At 67.8% G+C, this 15751-nt stretch carries 14 protein-coding genes; 1 reads left to right on the top strand and 13 read right to left on the bottom strand.

The annotated features are described in order from the left end of the window. The first annotated feature begins 364 nt into the window (after positions 1 to 364). On the top strand, positions 365 to 712 hold the full coding sequence (locus AC1DDH_RS07165; RefSeq protein WP_026266329.1) for an RNA polymerase-binding protein RbpA: 348 nt from the start codon (positions 365 to 367) through the stop codon (positions 710 to 712). Positions 713 to 864: 152 nt separating this feature from the next. On the opposite strand, the gene AC1DDH_RS07160 is transcribed toward AC1DDH_RS07165, so the two are convergent. The 13 genes from AC1DDH_RS07160 to prcB form a co-directional block, all read right to left on the bottom strand. After that, on the bottom strand, positions 865 to 1602 hold the full coding sequence (locus AC1DDH_RS07160) for a VOC family protein (protein ID WP_476955137.1): 738 nt from the start codon (positions 1600 to 1602) through the stop codon (positions 865 to 867). A gap of 47 nt (positions 1603 to 1649) precedes the next feature. After that, positions 1650 to 2396, bottom strand: a complete 747-nt coding sequence (locus tag AC1DDH_RS07155) for a polyprenol monophosphomannose synthase (RefSeq protein ID WP_223916354.1) — start codon at positions 2394 to 2396, stop codon at positions 1650 to 1652. A 465-nt stretch (positions 2397 to 2861) separates the two neighbouring features. Further along, entirely contained in the window at positions 2862 to 4547 is a 1686-nt protein-coding gene (locus tag AC1DDH_RS07150) for an amidohydrolase (RefSeq protein ID WP_476955136.1), read from the bottom strand. 116 nt (positions 4548 to 4663) lie between these two features. Further along, positions 4664 to 7639 (bottom strand): DEAD/DEAH box helicase, encoded by a 2976-nt coding sequence (locus tag AC1DDH_RS07145; RefSeq protein WP_476870798.1) that lies wholly within the window; start codon positions 7637 to 7639, stop codon positions 4664 to 4666. A gap of 24 nt (positions 7640 to 7663) precedes the next feature. Beyond that, a complete protein-coding gene (gene tatC / locus AC1DDH_RS07140) occupies positions 7664 to 8458 on the bottom strand; it encodes a twin-arginine translocase subunit TatC (protein WP_028275586.1) in 795 nt (264 codons plus the stop codon). A 48-nt stretch (positions 8459 to 8506) separates the two neighbouring features. Further along, positions 8507 to 8776: a Sec-independent protein translocase subunit TatA gene (tatA, locus tag AC1DDH_RS07135; RefSeq protein WP_018772900.1), complete on the bottom strand. Its 270-nt coding sequence runs from the start codon at positions 8774 to 8776 to the stop codon at positions 8507 to 8509. A gap of 35 nt (positions 8777 to 8811) precedes the next feature. Then, positions 8812 to 9207, bottom strand: a complete 396-nt coding sequence (locus tag AC1DDH_RS07130) for a hypothetical protein (RefSeq protein ID WP_476858558.1) — start codon at positions 9205 to 9207, stop codon at positions 8812 to 8814. A 5-nt stretch (positions 9208 to 9212) separates the two neighbouring features. Continuing rightward, positions 9213 to 11246, bottom strand: a complete 2034-nt coding sequence (locus AC1DDH_RS07125) for a helix-turn-helix transcriptional regulator (RefSeq protein ID WP_476955135.1) — start codon at positions 11244 to 11246, stop codon at positions 9213 to 9215. Between the two features lie 108 nt (positions 11247 to 11354). Next, positions 11355 to 11750 carry an FKBP-type peptidyl-prolyl cis-trans isomerase gene (locus tag AC1DDH_RS07120; protein ID WP_028275583.1) on the bottom strand — a complete coding sequence of 132 codons (396 nt, stop codon included), beginning with the start codon at positions 11748 to 11750 and terminating at the stop codon, positions 11355 to 11357. Between the two features lie 48 nt (positions 11751 to 11798). After that, on the bottom strand, positions 11799 to 12734 hold the full coding sequence (locus AC1DDH_RS07115; protein ID WP_476955134.1) for an FKBP-type peptidyl-prolyl cis-trans isomerase: 936 nt from the start codon (positions 12732 to 12734) through the stop codon (positions 11799 to 11801). A gap of 111 nt (positions 12735 to 12845) precedes the next feature. Continuing rightward, positions 12846 to 14210 carry a Pup--protein ligase gene (gene pafA, locus AC1DDH_RS07110; protein ID WP_026538699.1) on the bottom strand — a complete coding sequence of 455 codons (1365 nt, stop codon included), beginning with the start codon at positions 14208 to 14210 and terminating at the stop codon, positions 12846 to 12848. A 1-nt stretch (position 14211) separates the two neighbouring features. Continuing rightward, positions 14212 to 14919, bottom strand: a complete 708-nt coding sequence (gene prcA / locus AC1DDH_RS07105; RefSeq protein ID WP_028275580.1) for a proteasome subunit alpha — start codon at positions 14917 to 14919, stop codon at positions 14212 to 14214. A gap of 1 nt (position 14920) precedes the next feature. Continuing rightward, on the bottom strand, positions 14921 to 15751 hold the full coding sequence (gene prcB / locus AC1DDH_RS07100; RefSeq protein WP_476955133.1) for a proteasome subunit beta: 831 nt from the start codon (positions 15749 to 15751) through the stop codon (positions 14921 to 14923).

The raw sequence follows: 15751 nt of genomic DNA, 5'->3' as shown, positions 1-15751 counted from the left end.
AGTTCCGTCCTGGCCCCCGCAGACCGGCCGTTTCGGCCCGGCTGCGGGGGCCAGCCAGCTTAAGGCCGGCCCGGTCGGGTACAGGATACGCAGTTCACGCCGCGGGGCTACTCGCTTTACCGCGCCCGCACCACTCCCGTATACTTGAATATTTGTCCGGTCAGTTCAGCCGTCCGGAACAAAAACGCTCCGCACAGCGTTGATTCCAATGACGTTCCAAAGAGTTTTGTCCACTGGTGACTGTCATCTGGCCCGGCCACACCGGGCCAGGTACGGTACAGCGCGGTGCAACCAGAAGTCCGGCGCCTGACGGTCCCCGGACAACGCAGGGCTTGACCCTGCGAACCGAATAGAGGGAGAAAAGATGAGCGATCGCAGCCTGCGGGGTATGCGCCTTGGCGCACAGAGCATGGAGACCGAATCCGGCGTCGAACCGGCTCCGCGCCAGCGGGTTGAATACCGTTGCGAGGATGGCGAGCAGGTGTTCGTGACATTCTCCTCGGAAGCCGAGATCCCCCCGGTTTGGGTTTCGAAAACGGGCAAGGAGGCGTTGCTGGTGGACGGCGAACGCCCCGTCAACAGTAACGAGAAGGCAGTGCGCACGCACTGGGACATGCTGCTGGAGCGCCGCTCGCTTCCCGAGCTTGAGCAGATCCTCGAAGATCGCCTCACCATCCTGCGCGAACGCCGCGGCGAACGCCGCTCGGCCTAGTCCCCCAGCGCACCGGCTACGGCAAGGGCCGGGCCCGCATCGAATGATGCGGGCCCGGCCCTTTTTCTGTTCCTGCGCCTCCATGCTCTGCGCGTCCCCTGCGCCTCCTGCGGCTGCACCGTCTGGACGCGCACAGGAGCCGGGATTCTGCGTCAGCCGGGGGTGAGGACGCAGAACTCGTTGCCCTCCGAATCGGCGAGGCAGACCCAGGGCACATCGCCTTGGCCGACGTCGGCGTCAGTGGCGCCCAGAGCCCGCAGCCGGGCCACCTCCGCCGCTTGATCATCACCCGGGTACGGCATCAGGTCGAGATGGACACGGCCCCACACGGCCTGTACGCCGGGCGTGCGAAGGAACTCAAGGTACGGCCCGACACCCTTGGCCGAACGCAGTCTCGCATAATCATCGCCCACCTCGTGCAGGGTCCAGTCCGCCGCCCCGCCCCAGAACCCGGCCATGGCCCGCGGGTCTGCACAGCTGACCACCACCGCGGCGATCGGCCCGGTGTCCTGGTAGATCGGGCGGGGCTCCAGCACGCGGAACAGGTTGCCCTCCGGGTCGGCCAGAACCGTCGACGGCACAGCATCCTGGCCGACGTCGGCGGGCGTCGCGCCGAGCCCCAAGAGGTGCGCCACGAGCTCCGCCTTGTGGGCCGCAGAGGTGGTGGCGAGATCGAGGCGCGTCCGGTACCTCACCGTCTCGGGGTCCGGGACGGTGACGACATCGATGCAGACGGCGGCGGGGTCCGGCCAGACGAAACCCAGGGGTTCAACATTGGTCACACCGGGTCCCTCGCTGGACACGCCCCAGCCGAGTGCCTCCGCCCAAAACCGGCCGAGCGTTGAGTCATCCCGAGCCTTGAAATTCACCTGAACAAGTCGCAGCGCCATACCGCCCGACCCTATACCCAGGCGATGCCCGGACCGGGAGACACGCCTCAGGCGTTCTGCCTGCTGTCCTGCTTGCCCCGGAGCTTGTTCCAGCGGGCCGTGAGTCCCCATTTGGTGACGTTGATCATGGCTTCGACGACGATGTTGCCGCTCATCTTCGAAGCGCCGAGCTCGCGCTCCACGAAGGTAATGGGCCGTTCCACGATGGTCAGGCCGAGCTTGGCCACGCGCCAGGCCAGATCCACCTGGAAGCCATAGCCTACCGAGTCGACCGCATCCAGGTTCAGCTTCTCCAGGGTGGTCCGCCGGAAGGCGCGGAAGCCGCCGGTGACGTCCTTGATCTTCACTCCGAGCATGATCCGCGCGTACGTGCTGCCGACGCGGCTGATGGCCTGGCGGTAGAGCGGCCAGTTGACCACACGGCCGCCGGGAACCCAGCGGGAGCCCATGGCGAGGTCCGCGCCCTGCTCCACGGCCTCAATCAGCTGCGGCAGCTGCTCGGGCTGGTGCGAGCCGTCAGCGTCCATCTCCACGAGGATGTCGTAGCCGGCGTCCAGGCCCCACTTGAAGCCCGCGATGTACGCCGCTCCCAGGCCGGCCTTTCCGGCGCGGTGCAGGACGTGGACCTGTCCGTCTTCTGCGGCCATGCGGTCCGCCAGCTGCCCCGTGCCGTCAGGGCTGTTGTCGTCGACAACCAGCACGTCGGAGGCGGGCACGGCTGTGCGCAGGCGACCGAGGGTCTTGGGCAACGATTCCAGCTCGTTATAGGTCGGGATGATGGTGAGGACACGCACAGCGAGGCCTTTCCTTGAAGGGAGCGGTCGGTGCGCCGAAAGTCAATGGTTCCGGATATTCAGGCGCAACTTCCCATTATAGGGAGTTGCGCGCCCGTGGGGCGCCCGCGAGGCGGCCGTGCGGCCGCCCGGGCAGGTCCACCCGCTTCGGGCCAGTTCCGGCAGGCCACGAATTGCGGCGCCGGAACCGTTTTCTGCTGCGAAGTAGACCCGCCCCCTGGGGGTGCCCGTGGTCATGACCAAGTAAAGCTCCCGCGGGTGCGGCAACCTGGGAAGGACCGGGGACTACCGGAGTCTGCGCGGTACGCAACCCTCCGTTGACCCTCAATGCTACGGGGGCGGGCCGATCTGTCAACCGAGCCGTGACCTGCCGTTTCGTCTGTCGGTGCAGGTCAGGGCGGGGTCGCGGGTGGAAATGTTTCCGCTCCGTGCGCTGGATGACGGGACGGATCAGGCGCCAGGTGGTCAGGCGTGAAGGGCGCCGCTGGCATAGAGTTCCTGGCCGTCCCGTACCGTCAGGAGGCAGGCAGGATCGCTGCCGGTGTCCAGCGCCGGCAGCAGCGGGGTGCGGGCGCGCGGGTCGGTGCTCCACGACTGCACGCGCCCGTCGGCCACCTGGACCATGAGCTCCTCGACCTCCCAGACCGCAAAGCTGGCCGGAGCGCCCGGCACCAGTTGCCCGGCCATGGGGTTGGGGTAGCGGGCTGCCCGCCAGCCGGCCCGCGTGTGGCCGAGGAACGCGGCGCGGGCGGAGATCTGTTCGGCGGGATTGGTGTGCTGCAGGCACGCTCGCACGCTGGACCACGGCCGGAGCGGCGTCACTGGGCTGTCGCTGCCGAAGCAGATCGGCACACCGGCCGCGTAGAGGCTGCCAAAGGCATTCATTCCAAGCCGGCGGGAGCCGAGGCGCTGCTGGTACAGGCGGTCCCCGCCACCCCACAGGGCGTCGAAGACCGGCTGCGCGCTGACGCTGACCGAATAGCGGGCCAGCCGGCTGATGGCCGCGGCATCGGCGAGTTCGACGTGCTCGAACCGGTGTCCCGCGGCACGGACGCGCTGCTCCCCCACCTCAGCCGCGGCGAGGTCGAGGGCGTCGAGGGCCGCGTCCAGGCCGGCGTCGCCGATCACGTGAAAACCCGCCTGGATCCCCAGGAGGGAGCACGCCGCGAGGTGGGCGGCTGCCTCGGCCACGGAGAGGTACAGGTTGCCGCGCTCTCCGGGCGCGTCGGTGTAATCCTCCCGCAGTGCGGCGGTCCGTGAGCCGATCGAGCCGTCGATGTTCAGGTCACCGGCCAGGCCCAGTACAGGCAGGCCCAATTCGTCCAGGATGGACTGGGCATGTTCGGCGGATCCGGCGAGCTCGCCCCAGTACGGCAGGATCTCCGGCGCTGCCACGCCGTCCACCCCGGTCGGTCCTCCGCCGGAGGTGCTGTTCCAGGCCACCGCGAGCCGCAGGTCCTCGATGCTTCCGATATGCGGCGCGGCCATCTCGGCGAGGGCCACGTAGCCGTTGGCCGCAGCCTCGGCGAGGGCGCGCTGCTGGTACGCGCGCAGGGCGTCCGCCGGCAGCCGGCGGGCCGCCAGACGGGCCGCTGTGTGGGCGTCGCGTTTGACCTGGCTTCCGGCGCCGCCGCCGTCGAGCCCGTCCAGTCCGGCCGATGCGGCCAGGGAGTTCGATACCAGGGCCGAGTGGACATCCACGCGGGACAGGTAGACCTGGCGGCCGCCGGCCGCGCGTTCGATTTCGTCCCGGGAGGGCAGGGCGGGATCGGCCCAGGTGGTCTCGTCCCAGCCGTGGCCGAGGACGGGACCGTCCGCGCTGGAGGCGGAGGCGGAGGCGGCGGCGACGGCGTCGAGCAGTTCAGCGGAGGAGCGCACCCCGGCCAGCTGGAGGCCCTCCAGCGCGATTCCGGTTTCCGTCAGGTGGATGTGGGAGTCGACGAAGCCGGGTGCCAGGAGCGCGCCCTGCAGATCGATCACCTCCATGGAGGAATCGGCGATGGACGTGGCGGCCTGCTCGGAACCGACCCAGGCGACGGTGTCGCCGTCAACCAGCATCGCAGTCGCAAAGGGATCGGCAGCTGTGTAGACCGAGCCGTTGCGGTACAGCGTGACGTTGCGGGGGGCTGGGGCGGCCGGCGAATCGGTCATGGGGCGGGAACTCCTTGTTGCTGGGGCCGGCCGAGCGCCGACGGGTTCGAAAATCTGGGAGGCCGCGGCAGCGGCCCAGCGAGTGGTGCAGGGAGCGGGCCGGTCCGGCCCGCGCCCTAGGCCACGGAGGAATAGGCGACGACGCCGCGTTTGACGAGTTTGATGGCCTCCGCGCACAGCCGCGCAATCCGGGGGTCGAGGTTCGGGATGTCGGCGAGCTGGTCCAGGAGGTCGATCACCTGTTTGACCCAGCGGACAAAGTCGCCCGCGGCCAGGTCGGTGCCGCTCAGCACGTCCTGGAGGTGCCGGCCCTTGGCCCATTTGAAGATCGGCCAGACGAGGCCGAGCTCGGGCTCGCCAGTGAGGGGCAGCTTGTTGGCTTCCTCGACGTCCTCCAGCGCGGACCATTCGCGGACCACGGTGTCTACCGCGGATTCCAGGGACACGCTCGGCATCTTGGGCCGCAGGCCGCGGTCCTCACGCTTGGCCTGGTAGACGAGCACACTGGCTAGCGCGGCGATCTCGGCGGCGTCGAGGTCGTTGAAGGCCCCCATCCGCAGCGACTGCGAAATCAGCAGGTCCTTTTCGCCGTAGATCCGCCGCAGGCGTTGCCCGTCCGGGCTGATGGACAGCGCGCCGGTGTCCGAGGTTTCCAGGTAGCCGTAGCCCGTCAGGACGCCGCACACACGGTCGAACGTCTTGGCGATGGTGTTGGTCCGGCCCTGGATCTGGCGGATGAGCCCGTCCGTTTCCTGGCGGAGTTTCCACCAGCGTTCGGACCACCGGGCATGGTCCTCGCGTTCGCTGCAGCCGTGGCAGGGGTGGGCGCGCAGTTCCCGGCGCAGCTCGGCGATCCGCTTCTCCTGGTTGGGCGCAGCGGAGGCCCGGCCGAAGTCGTCGTCGCGGCGCGGCGGCGCCGGCGGCCGGTGCTCGCGGATGGCGTTGCGCACCGAGGAGGCCAAGTCGCGGCGGGATTTGGGAACCTTGGCGTTGAAGGTCTTGGGAATCCTGATCCGCGTGATCGGCGACAACGGACCCTCGACGTCGTGCAGGCCAATCCGGCGGAGCTGGTTGTCCAGCGTCATGACGGCGGGGCGGGGCTCGCGGGATTCGTGGTCGGAGCTGAGCACCACCGCGAGCCCGGGCGATTTCCCGGCCGGAACATCCACCACGTCGCCCGGAAGCAGCCTGCTCAGGGAGTCCTCGGTCAAGGACTTCCTGGCCCGGGACGTGCTCCGGGAAGCCATGGTTTCGGCATCGCCCAGGGCCCGCCGCAACCGCGCGTATTCGGTGAAGTCGCCCAGGTGGCAGGTCATGGCCTTGCTGAACCCGGCAATGGATTCTTCCCGGCTCCTGACCTGCCGGGCCAGTCCCACCACGGAACGGTCCGCCTGGAACTGGGCAAAGGATGATTCGAGGATCTCCCGGGCGCGCGGCCGGCCGAACTGCGCCAAAAGGTTGATCGACATGTTGTACGTGGGCCGGAAGCTGGAGTTCAGCGGGTAGGTCCGCCGTGAGGCCAGGCCGGCGACGGCGGCCGGATCCGTTCCGGGCTGCCACAGCACGACGGCGTGGCCCTCGACGTCGATGCCGCGGCGGCCGGCGCGGCCCGTCAGCTGGGTGTACTCCCCCGCCGTGATGTTGACATGGGCCTCGCCATTGAACTTGTCCAGCTTTTCGAGCACGACGCAGCGGGCCGGCATATTCACGCCCAGGGCCAGTGTTTCGGTGGCGAAGACGGCCTTGACCAGCCCGTCGACGAACAGCTTCTCCACAACCTCCTTGAAGGTCGGCAGCATGCCGGCGTGGTGCGCGGCGAGCCCGCGGAGCAGGCCGTCCCGCCAGCTCCAGAAGCCGAGCACATCGAGGTCATCCGAGGGGATGTCCTGGGCCGCCTCGTCGACGCGCCGGGCGATGATCTGCTGTTCGGCTTCGCTGGTCAGCCAGAGTCCGGCCGCGACACACTGGGCCACGGCGGCATCGCAGCCGGCGCGCGAGAAGATGAAGGTGATGGCAGGCAGGAGGTCCTGCCGGTCCAGGCTGGCGATGACCTGCGGCCGGCTGGCCTTCCGCACCGGGCTGCGCTGTGCGCCCTGCGGTTCGTCCCGCTGGCTGCGTTGCTGCCGGCGCTGGTTCCGGCCGCCGTGGCCGAAGCGGCCACGGAAATTCATCTGGCTCTCGGCCCGGGCCATGGACAGCAGTTCCGGGTTGACCTCGAAGCCGGCCCGCCCGGGCGCTTCCGAGGTGACGGCGGCCGCCGGGCCCCCGACAACAGCCTCGGCTACGGCGTCGGCGGACGCCTCACTGGCAGTTGTCTCACTGGCAGTTGCCCCCCTGGCACTTGTCCCACTGGCAGTTGCCCCACCAGGCAGGGCGATCTCGTCAAAGCTCGTGTCACCGGCAAACAGGTCCACGATCTTCCGGCCCACCATGACGTGCTGCCACAGCGGCACCGGGCGGTGCTCGGAGACGATCACATCGGTCTGCCCGCGGACGGTGTCGAGCCACGCACCGAACTCCTCGGCGTTGGAGACCGTGGCACTCAGTGACGCCACCTGGACCTCGCTGGGCAGATGGATAATGACTTCCTCCCACACAGCGCCGCGGAAGCGGTCGGCGAGGTAGTGGACTTCGTCCATGACCACGAAGCCGAGATCATCCAGGGTGTCCGAATCCGCGTAGAGCATGTTGCGGAGCACTTCGGTGGTCATCACCACCACCGGGGCGTCGCCGTTGATGCTGGTATCTCCGGTGAGCAGGCCCACCTGGGCGGCGCCGTACTTGGCGGCCAGTTCGGAGTACTTCTGGTTGCTCAGGGCTTTGATGGGGGTGGTGTAAAACGCCTTGAGCCCACGCTGGAGGGCCAGATAGATGGCGAACTCCCCCACAATCGTCTTCCCGGCGCCGGTGGGGGCGGCCACCAGCACGCCCCGGCCGGCCTGCAGGGACAGGCATGCTTCGCGCTGGAAGTCATCGAGTTCAAATTCGAGCGAGCGGATGAACCCGCCCAGATAGGTCTTGGCTTCAGCAGCCCGCTCGACGCTGGCGCGGTAACGTTCGGACGGTGATTCCGGCCCGGGGTGTGAGGACATGTTTCCAGCCTAGTGCGCGAAAGGCTAGAGATTCTCCAGCTCGGAGCTGGGGGTGGCGTGGTCGGCGGTGGCTTCGGTCTCGGCGTCGCGTTTGACGGCGCGCCGCTCGCGCCGGCGGTCGTTGAGCAGGCACAGCCCGATCGCGGCGAAGAACAGCGCCAGCATGGGGCCGGCCAGGTAGAACATGCTCATGGCGTCGGCGCCGGGAGCGGCCATCGCGGCGAACAGGCACACCAGGAAGACTGTGATCCGCCAGCTCTTGAGCAGCTGCTGGCCCTTGATGAGCCCGGCCAGGTTCAGCCCGAACAGAACCACCGGGAGGAGGAAGGCGATGCCGAAGGCGAGCAGCAGCCGCAGCACGAAGGACAGGTACACCTGGGCGCTGATGAAGTTGGAGCCGCCCGACGGCGTGAAGTCGGTCAGGACACGGACCGCGTTGGGCAGCACGAGCCAGGCCAGCAGGACGCCGCCGACGAAGAGCGGCACGGCCGCCGCCACGAAGGACAGGGCCAGGCGGCGTTCCTTCTTGTGCAGCCCCGGCACGATGAAGGCCCAGAGCTGGTAGAGCCAGACGGGGCTGGCGATAATCAGGCCCAGGAACACGGAGACCTGAATCATGAGGTCGAACGAGCTCGCGACGCCGTCGAAATTCAGGGTCGCCTGGCGGCCTTCGTGTTCATTCAGGTCGCGGATCGGCTTGATCAGCGCCGCCAGCATTGGCTGGTAGACAAGGAAACCCACTACCGTCCCAAGGACGACGGCGATTGCCGCCTTGAAGAGCCGGTTGCGCAGCTCTTTGAGGTGGTCGAGGAGCGCCATCCTCCCCTCGGGGTTCGATCGACGGCTCATGGTTACTGCCATGCGGTCTTAGGCGCGGGTCGACGGCGGAACGTCGGTTCCGTCGCCCGTGCGGCTTTCCGGTGCGCCGGCCTGCGGGTGGTTGATGACCCGTCCTTCAACCGGCTCGGAGCCATCCTTGGCATCGGTGGTGCCGTCCTTCTTCATTTCCCGGACTTCCGACTTGAAAATGCGCATCGACTGGCCCAGGCTGCGGGCCATGCCCGGCAGCTTCGGCGCAGCGAACAGCACCAGTGCCAGAACGATGATGATGATGAGATGCCAGCCTTCAAGCCTCATGTCAAGAGGTCCTTTCGTTTGAATACATCCTATGTCTAACGCGTTTCGATGTCGCGCAGTGCCTGGGGTTGCCCGCGGTCCTTCTTGCGTTGGATGCGGCGCAGCCGGCGGGCGTTTTGCCGGGCGAGCTTGGATGCGTGGTAATCATGTCGCATCCGCGCGGGCGAGGCAAAAATGGCGTCGCCGGGCGCCGGCCGAAGGGACTCGTCCGCGCTGACCGGGTCACCAACGCCGGCCGCTGTCGAACCGGCCGCTGAAACGGTGCCGGTGCCCGCTGGTGAAGGCAGGGTGGAAAAGCGGTCCGCGGCTTCACCCAATTCGGTGAGCGTCGTCGTGGCCTGCCGGAACAGCCGGAAGCCGAGCACGCCGAAGAACAACAGCGACAACGCGACAAGCGCTATCCAAATAACGATCCAGGACCACCAAGGCATGCTGATCAGTCTATCGGGCGATCCGGGAAGGCTTCGTATTGCGTCAGGGCCGCGGCGAGCCACTCCCGCGACGCGGCCGCGAGGGCCTCTGGCTGTAGGATCCGGACCATCCCGCCGTGCTGGGCCACGAACATCGGCAGCCAGTCCGTGCTGCCAAACCGGATTTCGGCGAGCATTCCGCCGCCAGGCAGGGCCGCGGTCCGCTCGGCGTAATAGTCGTCAGCGAGGCCAGTGCCGCGGGGTGCGAGTTCCACCACGACCACCGTGTCGTCGTCGTTCGGGGTGAACAGTTTCACCGGAAAGCTGTCCGCCGGCTTTGCCGTCGCGGCCGCCCGCCGTCCGTTGGGCTCAAGGGCTTCGATCCTGTCCAGCCGGAAGTTGCGGAGGCCCTGGGCGGAGTGGCAGTACGCCTCGAGGTACCACGTGTTGTCCAGCGAATAGAGCCGCAGGGGGTCCACGTCGCGTTCGGACACGGCGTCGCGCTGCGCCGAGAAGTACTTCAGGTGCAGCTGCGCGCCGGATTCGAGGGCGGCGCGGGCGGTGTCGAGGACGGCGGAATTGCCGGGGGCCACCTCGGGGCCGGAGAGCGCCGCCGCTTTGACGCCTTCCTCCCCCGCCGCGGCCATGAGTTTCAGCGTCACCGATTCCAGGGCGCCGCCTTCGGCGAGTTCGGGCAGGCTGTTGAGGGTCTCCAGGCCGGTCAGGAGCGCACAGGCCTCGTCCACGGTGAACCGTACGGGGCGGGTCAGGTCCAGGGCCTGGGTGATGAATACGTGGTCATCGTCCCACTGGATGTCCAGCAGATCGTCGGGGTACCCCTCCGGCAGGCCCGAGCAGATCAGGATCCGCAGGTCGTCCTCGAGTGCCTTGCGGGTGATGCCAAACCTGGCGGCGACCTCGCTGATGTGCAGTCCCTGGTTGTGGACAAGGAACGGGACGAGTTGCAGCATCCGCTTGAGCTGGTCCTCCGAGGTTCGTTTCCGGGTACGGCCGGCGCGGCCCGCCGCCGGGAAGGCCACATCCGGCAGGGGCCTGTCGGCGAACTTGGCGGCTGCCGTGAGTCGGCGGTGGACGGCGCCGGCGAGTTCGGGGGGTGAAATCACGGTGACGCGGGGACCGTAGGAGGCCAGCTCCTCGCCCAGGGTCTCGGCATCGCGGAAGGGCACCGCGAGGCGGTCCGTCCCGGCCGAATGCCCCAGCGTTCGGGCTTCCGGCGCTGTGGCTTCCGGCGCTGCGTCCGGAAGCGGCTGGGCGCGTTTGCGGAGGCCCAGGAGCCGCCCGTGTTCGACGTCGACCACGGCGCTCTGCACCGGCAGCTCGGCCAGGCCGGCCAGCTCGGCGCGGACGTTGAACCCGGCCGGCGGCGTGAAGCTCTCCTTCTCCAGGACGGTCACTGCGGACGTCAGGCGGGACAGGCGGAAGAACCGTTTGTCCCCTCGGCCCCGGTCGTGGCCCACGAGGTACCACTGGCCGAAGCGGCTGCCCAGGCCCCAGGGCTCCACCAGGCGTTCCTGCTCCTGGCCGGTGCTGCCGGCGAGGTAGCTGAACCGGACCGGGTGCTGGGCGTGTGTCGCGGCGACCAGGTCCTCGAAGGCCTGGCCGGCGGGGCGGATGCGCGGCTGGACGCCGGTGGGGAGTTCGGCGTCGACCAGGCCGCCGGCGGCCTGCAGCTTTCGGACCGCGTCGACGGCGGCGGAGCCGAGGGCGGCGTGCTCCCAGAGCTGGGCCGCGAGAATCAGGACCGTGCACTCTTCGGGGGTGAGGCTGACGTCGGGCAGCCGGTTCGATTCCTTGCCGATCCGGTAGCGGGTGGTTGCCGGGTCGTCGGAGCCCCAGCCCGTGTCCGTCACGGCCTCGACGTCGAAGCCAAACTGGCGCAGCTCGCCCTTGTCGCGTTCGAACATGCGGCCGAAGGCGACGTCACTGCTCGTGGTGTCGTGGTAGACCTTTTCGCGCAGCTCGCTGCGGCGCAGGCCGTACTTGGTGTTGAGCAGGGCGATGAGCAGGTTCAGGAGGCGTTCTGTACGTGAGGCGGACACCCCGCAAGGGTACTAAAGCCGGTCGCGGAAAATGACGAAAGCGCGGCAACAGCCGGAAGAACTTTTCCGATTGTTACCGCGCTTCGTTCCCCGGGGGGCGGGTGGGGACTAGCGGACGGCGACGAGGTCCACGACGAAGATCAGGGCCTCGTTGGGGCCGATCGCCCCGCCGGCGCCACGGGAACCGTAGGCAAGCTCGGACGGGATCTCGAGCCGGCGGCGGCCGCCGACCTTCATGCCCAGCAGGCCCTGGTCCCAGCCCTGGATGACCTGGCCGACGCCGACCCTGAAGTCCAGCGGCGCGCCGCGGCCCCAGGAGGCGTCGAATTCTTCACCGGTGGACCAGGCGACGCCCACGTAGTGGGTGGATACGGTGTCGCCGGCTTTGGCCTCGGCGCCGTCCCCTTCGATCAGGTCGGTGATGACCAGTTCGGTGGGGACGTCTCCTACGGGGAAGTCAATTTCCGGCTTCTCGCGGTCGAGGTTGCGCTGTCCAAATGACATGGTTACTCCTTTGAGGTGACGTGTAGTGGTGGCAGTTGTAGCGGTGGATTACTTGACGCCGAGGATATCGACGACGAAGACGAGGTCGCCCTTCGCGTCGCCCTGGCCCTGATCTCCGTAGGCGAGGTCCTTCGGGACGACCAGGAGGACGCGGGAGCCGACCGTCTTGCCGGTCAGGCCCTGGGTCCAGCCCTTGATGACGCCGGTCAGCGGGAAGGTGGCCTTCTTGCCACTCTCGAAGCTGGAGTCGAAGACCTTGCCGGTGGCGAGGGCGACGCCGACGTAGTTGACGGTGATTGTGTCGGTCTCCTTGAGGGCCTGGCCCTTGCCGGTGATGAGGTCCTGGGAGACCAGCGCGGTCGGCGCCTTGACGCCGGCGACGGAGATCTCCGGAACGCCCTTGTCGTTTTCCTTGACGGTCGGCAGTCCGGCCGGCGGGGTGACGGCGTCGCCTTCGGGCTTGTCCAGGACCGGCGGTGCGTCCTTGGCTGAGAGCACCTTGACGATCAGGAGCTGCGTCGGCTTGGCCTCGGCACCCTCGGCTGCGGCCTGGCCGGGAACGGCCAGGGCGAGGTGCGAGCCGATCTTGGCGCCCACGAACGCGTTGTAGATGACGGGGCTGCTGCGCTTGAGCTCGTCGTTCAGTTCCAGCGGCTCGGGATCGTTAGGGAACGTGTCCTCGAGGGTGGAGCCGTCCTTGCCGTTGAACGCCACGATCGAAATGTCGGCGATCTGGTTGGCCTTGACCCGGTCGCCACTGCCCTCGGTGACCACCTTGACAGTGGGTTCCTTGACGTCGAGCGGCTTGGTGAAGTCGACACCGGGGGCCTTCTTGTCACCGTTCTCAGTCAATTTGACCGAGTCCAGCTTGGCGGTCTCACCGGCGGACTGGCTGGTGGGTTCCGGAGCCGGAGGCGCTTCGTTGCCGCCGCAGGCGGTCAGCAGCAGCAGTCCGGGAAGAAGAATTGCTAGTAGTCGGCGCAATTGGAAACTTTCGTCGAGGCAGGGTGGACTCAGTGCCGTTCGGTTTCCCGTGGCAAAGAAAGCGGCGGCCGCAGGGCGGCCCTACCCCAGAATAACGTGCGAAGCTGGGTATCAGCCCATCGAGTCCAGCAGCGCATCCACCCGGTCGTCCACGCTCCGGAAGGGATCCTTGCACAGGATGGTCTGGTGGGCGCGGTCGTTCAGCTTCAGATGGACCCAGTCCACGGTGTAGTCGCGGCCGAGTTCCTGGGCGCGCCGGACGAAGTCGCCGCGGAGTTTGGCGCGCGTGGTTTGCGGCGGGGCATCCACCGCGTCCTTGACCGCGGTGTCGTCCACCACCCGGCGCACAGCCCCGCGGGCCTGGAGCAGGTAGAAGAGCCCGCGGCCACGGGAAATGTCGTGGTAGGTCAGGTCCAGCTGCGCAATCCTGGGAGCGTCAAGGCCCAGCCCGTGCCGTTCCCGGTAGTTGTCCATGAGCTTTTTCTTGATGGCCCAGTCCACTTCGGTATCGATCGTGCTCGTGTCGCCGCTTTCGATGGCGTCCAGCGTGCGCTCCCAGAGGTCCAGGATCAGCGGCACGTGGGGGTTGTGCGCGCCGTGTTCGGCCACGAACGCGGTCACCTTGCCCAGGTATTCGCGCTGGATTTCCAGGGCCGTGAGCTGCCGGCCGTTGGCGAGCCGGACCAGTGCCCGGCCGCTGAGGTCGTGGGAGATTTCCCGGATGCTGCGGATCGGGTTCTCCATCCGCATGTCGCGCATGATCACCCCGGCCTCGATCATCCGCAGGATCAGGTCCACCGTGCCGATTTTGAGCAGCGCCGTCGTTTCGGACATGTTGGAGTCGCCCACGATCACGTGCAGGCGCCGGTAGAACTCGGCGTCCGCGTGGGGCTCGTCCCGGGTGTTGATGATGGGCCTGGAGCGGGTGGTGGCAGAGGAGACGCCTTCCCAGATGTGGTCGGCCCGCTGGGAGAACGCGAAGGTCGCCCCGTGCGGGGTCTTGAGGATCTTGCCGGCCCCGGCGATCAGCTGGCGGGTCACGAGGAACGGGATGAGGATTTCCGCGAGCCGGGAAAATTCCCCGCGCCGCGGGATGAGGTAGTTTTCGTGGCTGCCGTAGGAGTTCCCGGCCGAATCCGTGTTGTTCTTGAACAGGTATACGGTGCCGTTGAATCCCTCCGCCGCCAGCCGTTCCTGGGCTTCGTCCACGAGGTCGCACAGGATCAGTTCCCCGGCACGGTCATGGGCGATCAGCTGGGCGAGGTCGTCGCACTCGGCGGTGGCGTATTCCGGGTGCGACCCGACGTCCAGGTAAAGGCGCGAGCCGTTGGTCAGGAAGACGTTGGAGGACCGTCCCCAGCTGACCACCTTGCGGAAGAGGTAGCGGGCTACTTCCTCCGGTGCCAGCGGCCGGGACTCCGGGCTTGAATAGGAAATTCCGAATTCGGTTTCGATGCCGAATATGCGCTTGTCCATCTCACTTCTCCTCAGCCAGCAATGCCACGATGTCCGGGTCCTCAAGCCGGCGGAACGCCCGGCGGGTGCCGCGGCCGCTTTCCGATCCCCGGTCCAGTACCGCAACTTCCAGTGCGGATACGGGCAGGGTGGTGGTTTCCTTGTCCGCCACGAGCCCGGCGAGGGCCAGCCGGATGGCGCCCGCGAAGTCGAGTTCGCCCTGCCAGCCCGCCGCGACAGCCTCGGAGACCTTGTCCGCCTGGCCGCCCATCACAATAAAGCCGTGCTCGTCGGCGATGGACCCGTCAAAGGTCAGCCGGTACAGATGGTCCGCCTCCTGGGCCTGACCGACTTCGGCCACGGCCAGTTCGACCTCGAAGGGTTTCTGTTCGGCCGTAAACACCGCGCCGAGGCTCTGTGCGTAGACGCTGGCGAGGCCGCGGGCCGTGACGTCCTCGCGGTCGTAGGAATAGCCCCGGACATCGGCATACCGCACCCCGGCTTGCCGCAGGCTCTCAAACTCGTTGTACTTCCCGACGGCCGCGAACGCGATTTTGTCGTAGATCTCGCCGATCTTGTGCAGCGACGGGGACGCGTTCTCCGCCACGAGGGCGATCCCGTCCCGGCAACTGATGACCACCACCGAACGTCCGCGGGCGATGCCCTTCCGTGCGAAGTCCGCACGGTCCTTCATCAGTTGTTCGGGAGATACATAGAACTGCTGGGTCATCTCAGGCCTCCCGCTGGGCGACGGTGCGGGATTCGATGACGCGGCCGGCCACGGCGGCAAGGTCGCGGTCCGGTACCCGGAAGGCACCTGTCCGGTTCACGATGTACACCACCGGCCATAGCTGCCGGACGGGGTCCGGGCCGCCGGTGGCGGAGTCGTCGTCGGCGGCGTCGTACAGGGCCTCGACGGCGACCGCCACGGCGTCCTGCTCCGAGAGGCCGGGACGCCAGAGTTTCTTCAGCGCGCCGCGGGCGAACATCGAGCCGGATCCCACCGCGTGGTGCTCCTGTTCCTCGTAGCGGCCGCCGGTGACGTCGTAGGAGAAGAGCCGGCCGAAACCTGCGGGCCGGTCGAATCCTGCGAACAGGGGCACGACGGCGAGGCCCTGCATGGCCATGGGCAGGTTGCCGCGGACCATGGCGCCGAGCCGGTTCGCCTTGCCGTCCAGGCTCAGGAGCGTGCCCTCGATCTTCTCGTAGTGTTCGAGTTCAACCTGAAACAGCCTGGTGATGTCCAGGGCGATGCCGGCGGTCCCGGCAATGCCCAGCACTGAATACTGGTCGGCGGGAAAGACCTTCTCGATGTGCCGGCTCGCGATCACGTTGCCCATGGTGGCGCGGCGGTCCCCGGCCATCAGCACTCCCCCGGCATAGGTCATCGCCACGATCGTCGTCCCGTGCGGGGCCTGCAGCGGTGCTCCCGGCCCGCCGGCAGGCAACTGGTTGAAAGGCACTTGGCCGAAGGGCATCAAATCGGGCCGTTCGCGCTGCAGATGCTCGGTGAATGAGGACGTCGCGTTGGCTGCTACTCGGTTGGCTGTTGTTTCCTGCAC

This window comes from Arthrobacter sp. 10T425 (assembly GCF_056393985.1).
The sequence above is the reverse complement of the archived record's forward strand: the minus strand, read 5'-3'. Positions and strand labels throughout refer to the sequence as shown.

What these genes read in the sequence shown, in the direction of transcription:
- AC1DDH_RS07165 (WP_026266329.1), top strand. Translation starts at nt 365, where the DNA reads ATGAGCGATCGCAGCCTGCGGGGTATGCGCCTTGGCGCACAGAGCATG.
- AC1DDH_RS07160 (WP_476955137.1), bottom strand. Translation starts at nt 1,602, where the DNA reads ATGGCGCTGCGACTTGTTCAGGTGAATTTCAAGGCTCGGGATGACTCA.
- AC1DDH_RS07150 (WP_476955136.1), bottom strand. Translation starts at nt 4,547, where the DNA reads ATGACCGATTCGCCGGCCGCCCCAGCCCCCCGCAACGTCACGCTGTAC.
- AC1DDH_RS07145 (WP_476870798.1), bottom strand. Translation starts at nt 7,639, where the DNA reads ATGTCCTCACACCCCGGGCCGGAATCACCGTCCGAACGTTACCGCGCC.
- tatC (WP_028275586.1), bottom strand. Translation starts at nt 8,458, where the DNA reads ATGGCGCTCCTCGACCACCTCAAAGAGCTGCGCAACCGGCTCTTCAAG.
- tatA (WP_018772900.1), bottom strand. Translation starts at nt 8,776, where the DNA reads ATGAGGCTTGAAGGCTGGCATCTCATCATCATCATCGTTCTGGCACTG.
- AC1DDH_RS07130 (WP_476858558.1), bottom strand. Translation starts at nt 9,207, where the DNA reads ATGCCTTGGTGGTCCTGGATCGTTATTTGGATAGCGCTTGTCGCGTTG.
- AC1DDH_RS07120 (WP_028275583.1), bottom strand. Translation starts at nt 11,750, where the DNA reads ATGTCATTTGGACAGCGCAACCTCGACCGCGAGAAGCCGGAAATTGAC.
- pafA (WP_026538699.1), bottom strand. Translation starts at nt 14,210, where the DNA reads ATGGACAAGCGCATATTCGGCATCGAAACCGAATTCGGAATTTCCTAT.
- prcA (WP_028275580.1), bottom strand. Translation starts at nt 14,919, where the DNA reads ATGACCCAGCAGTTCTATGTATCTCCCGAACAACTGATGAAGGACCGT.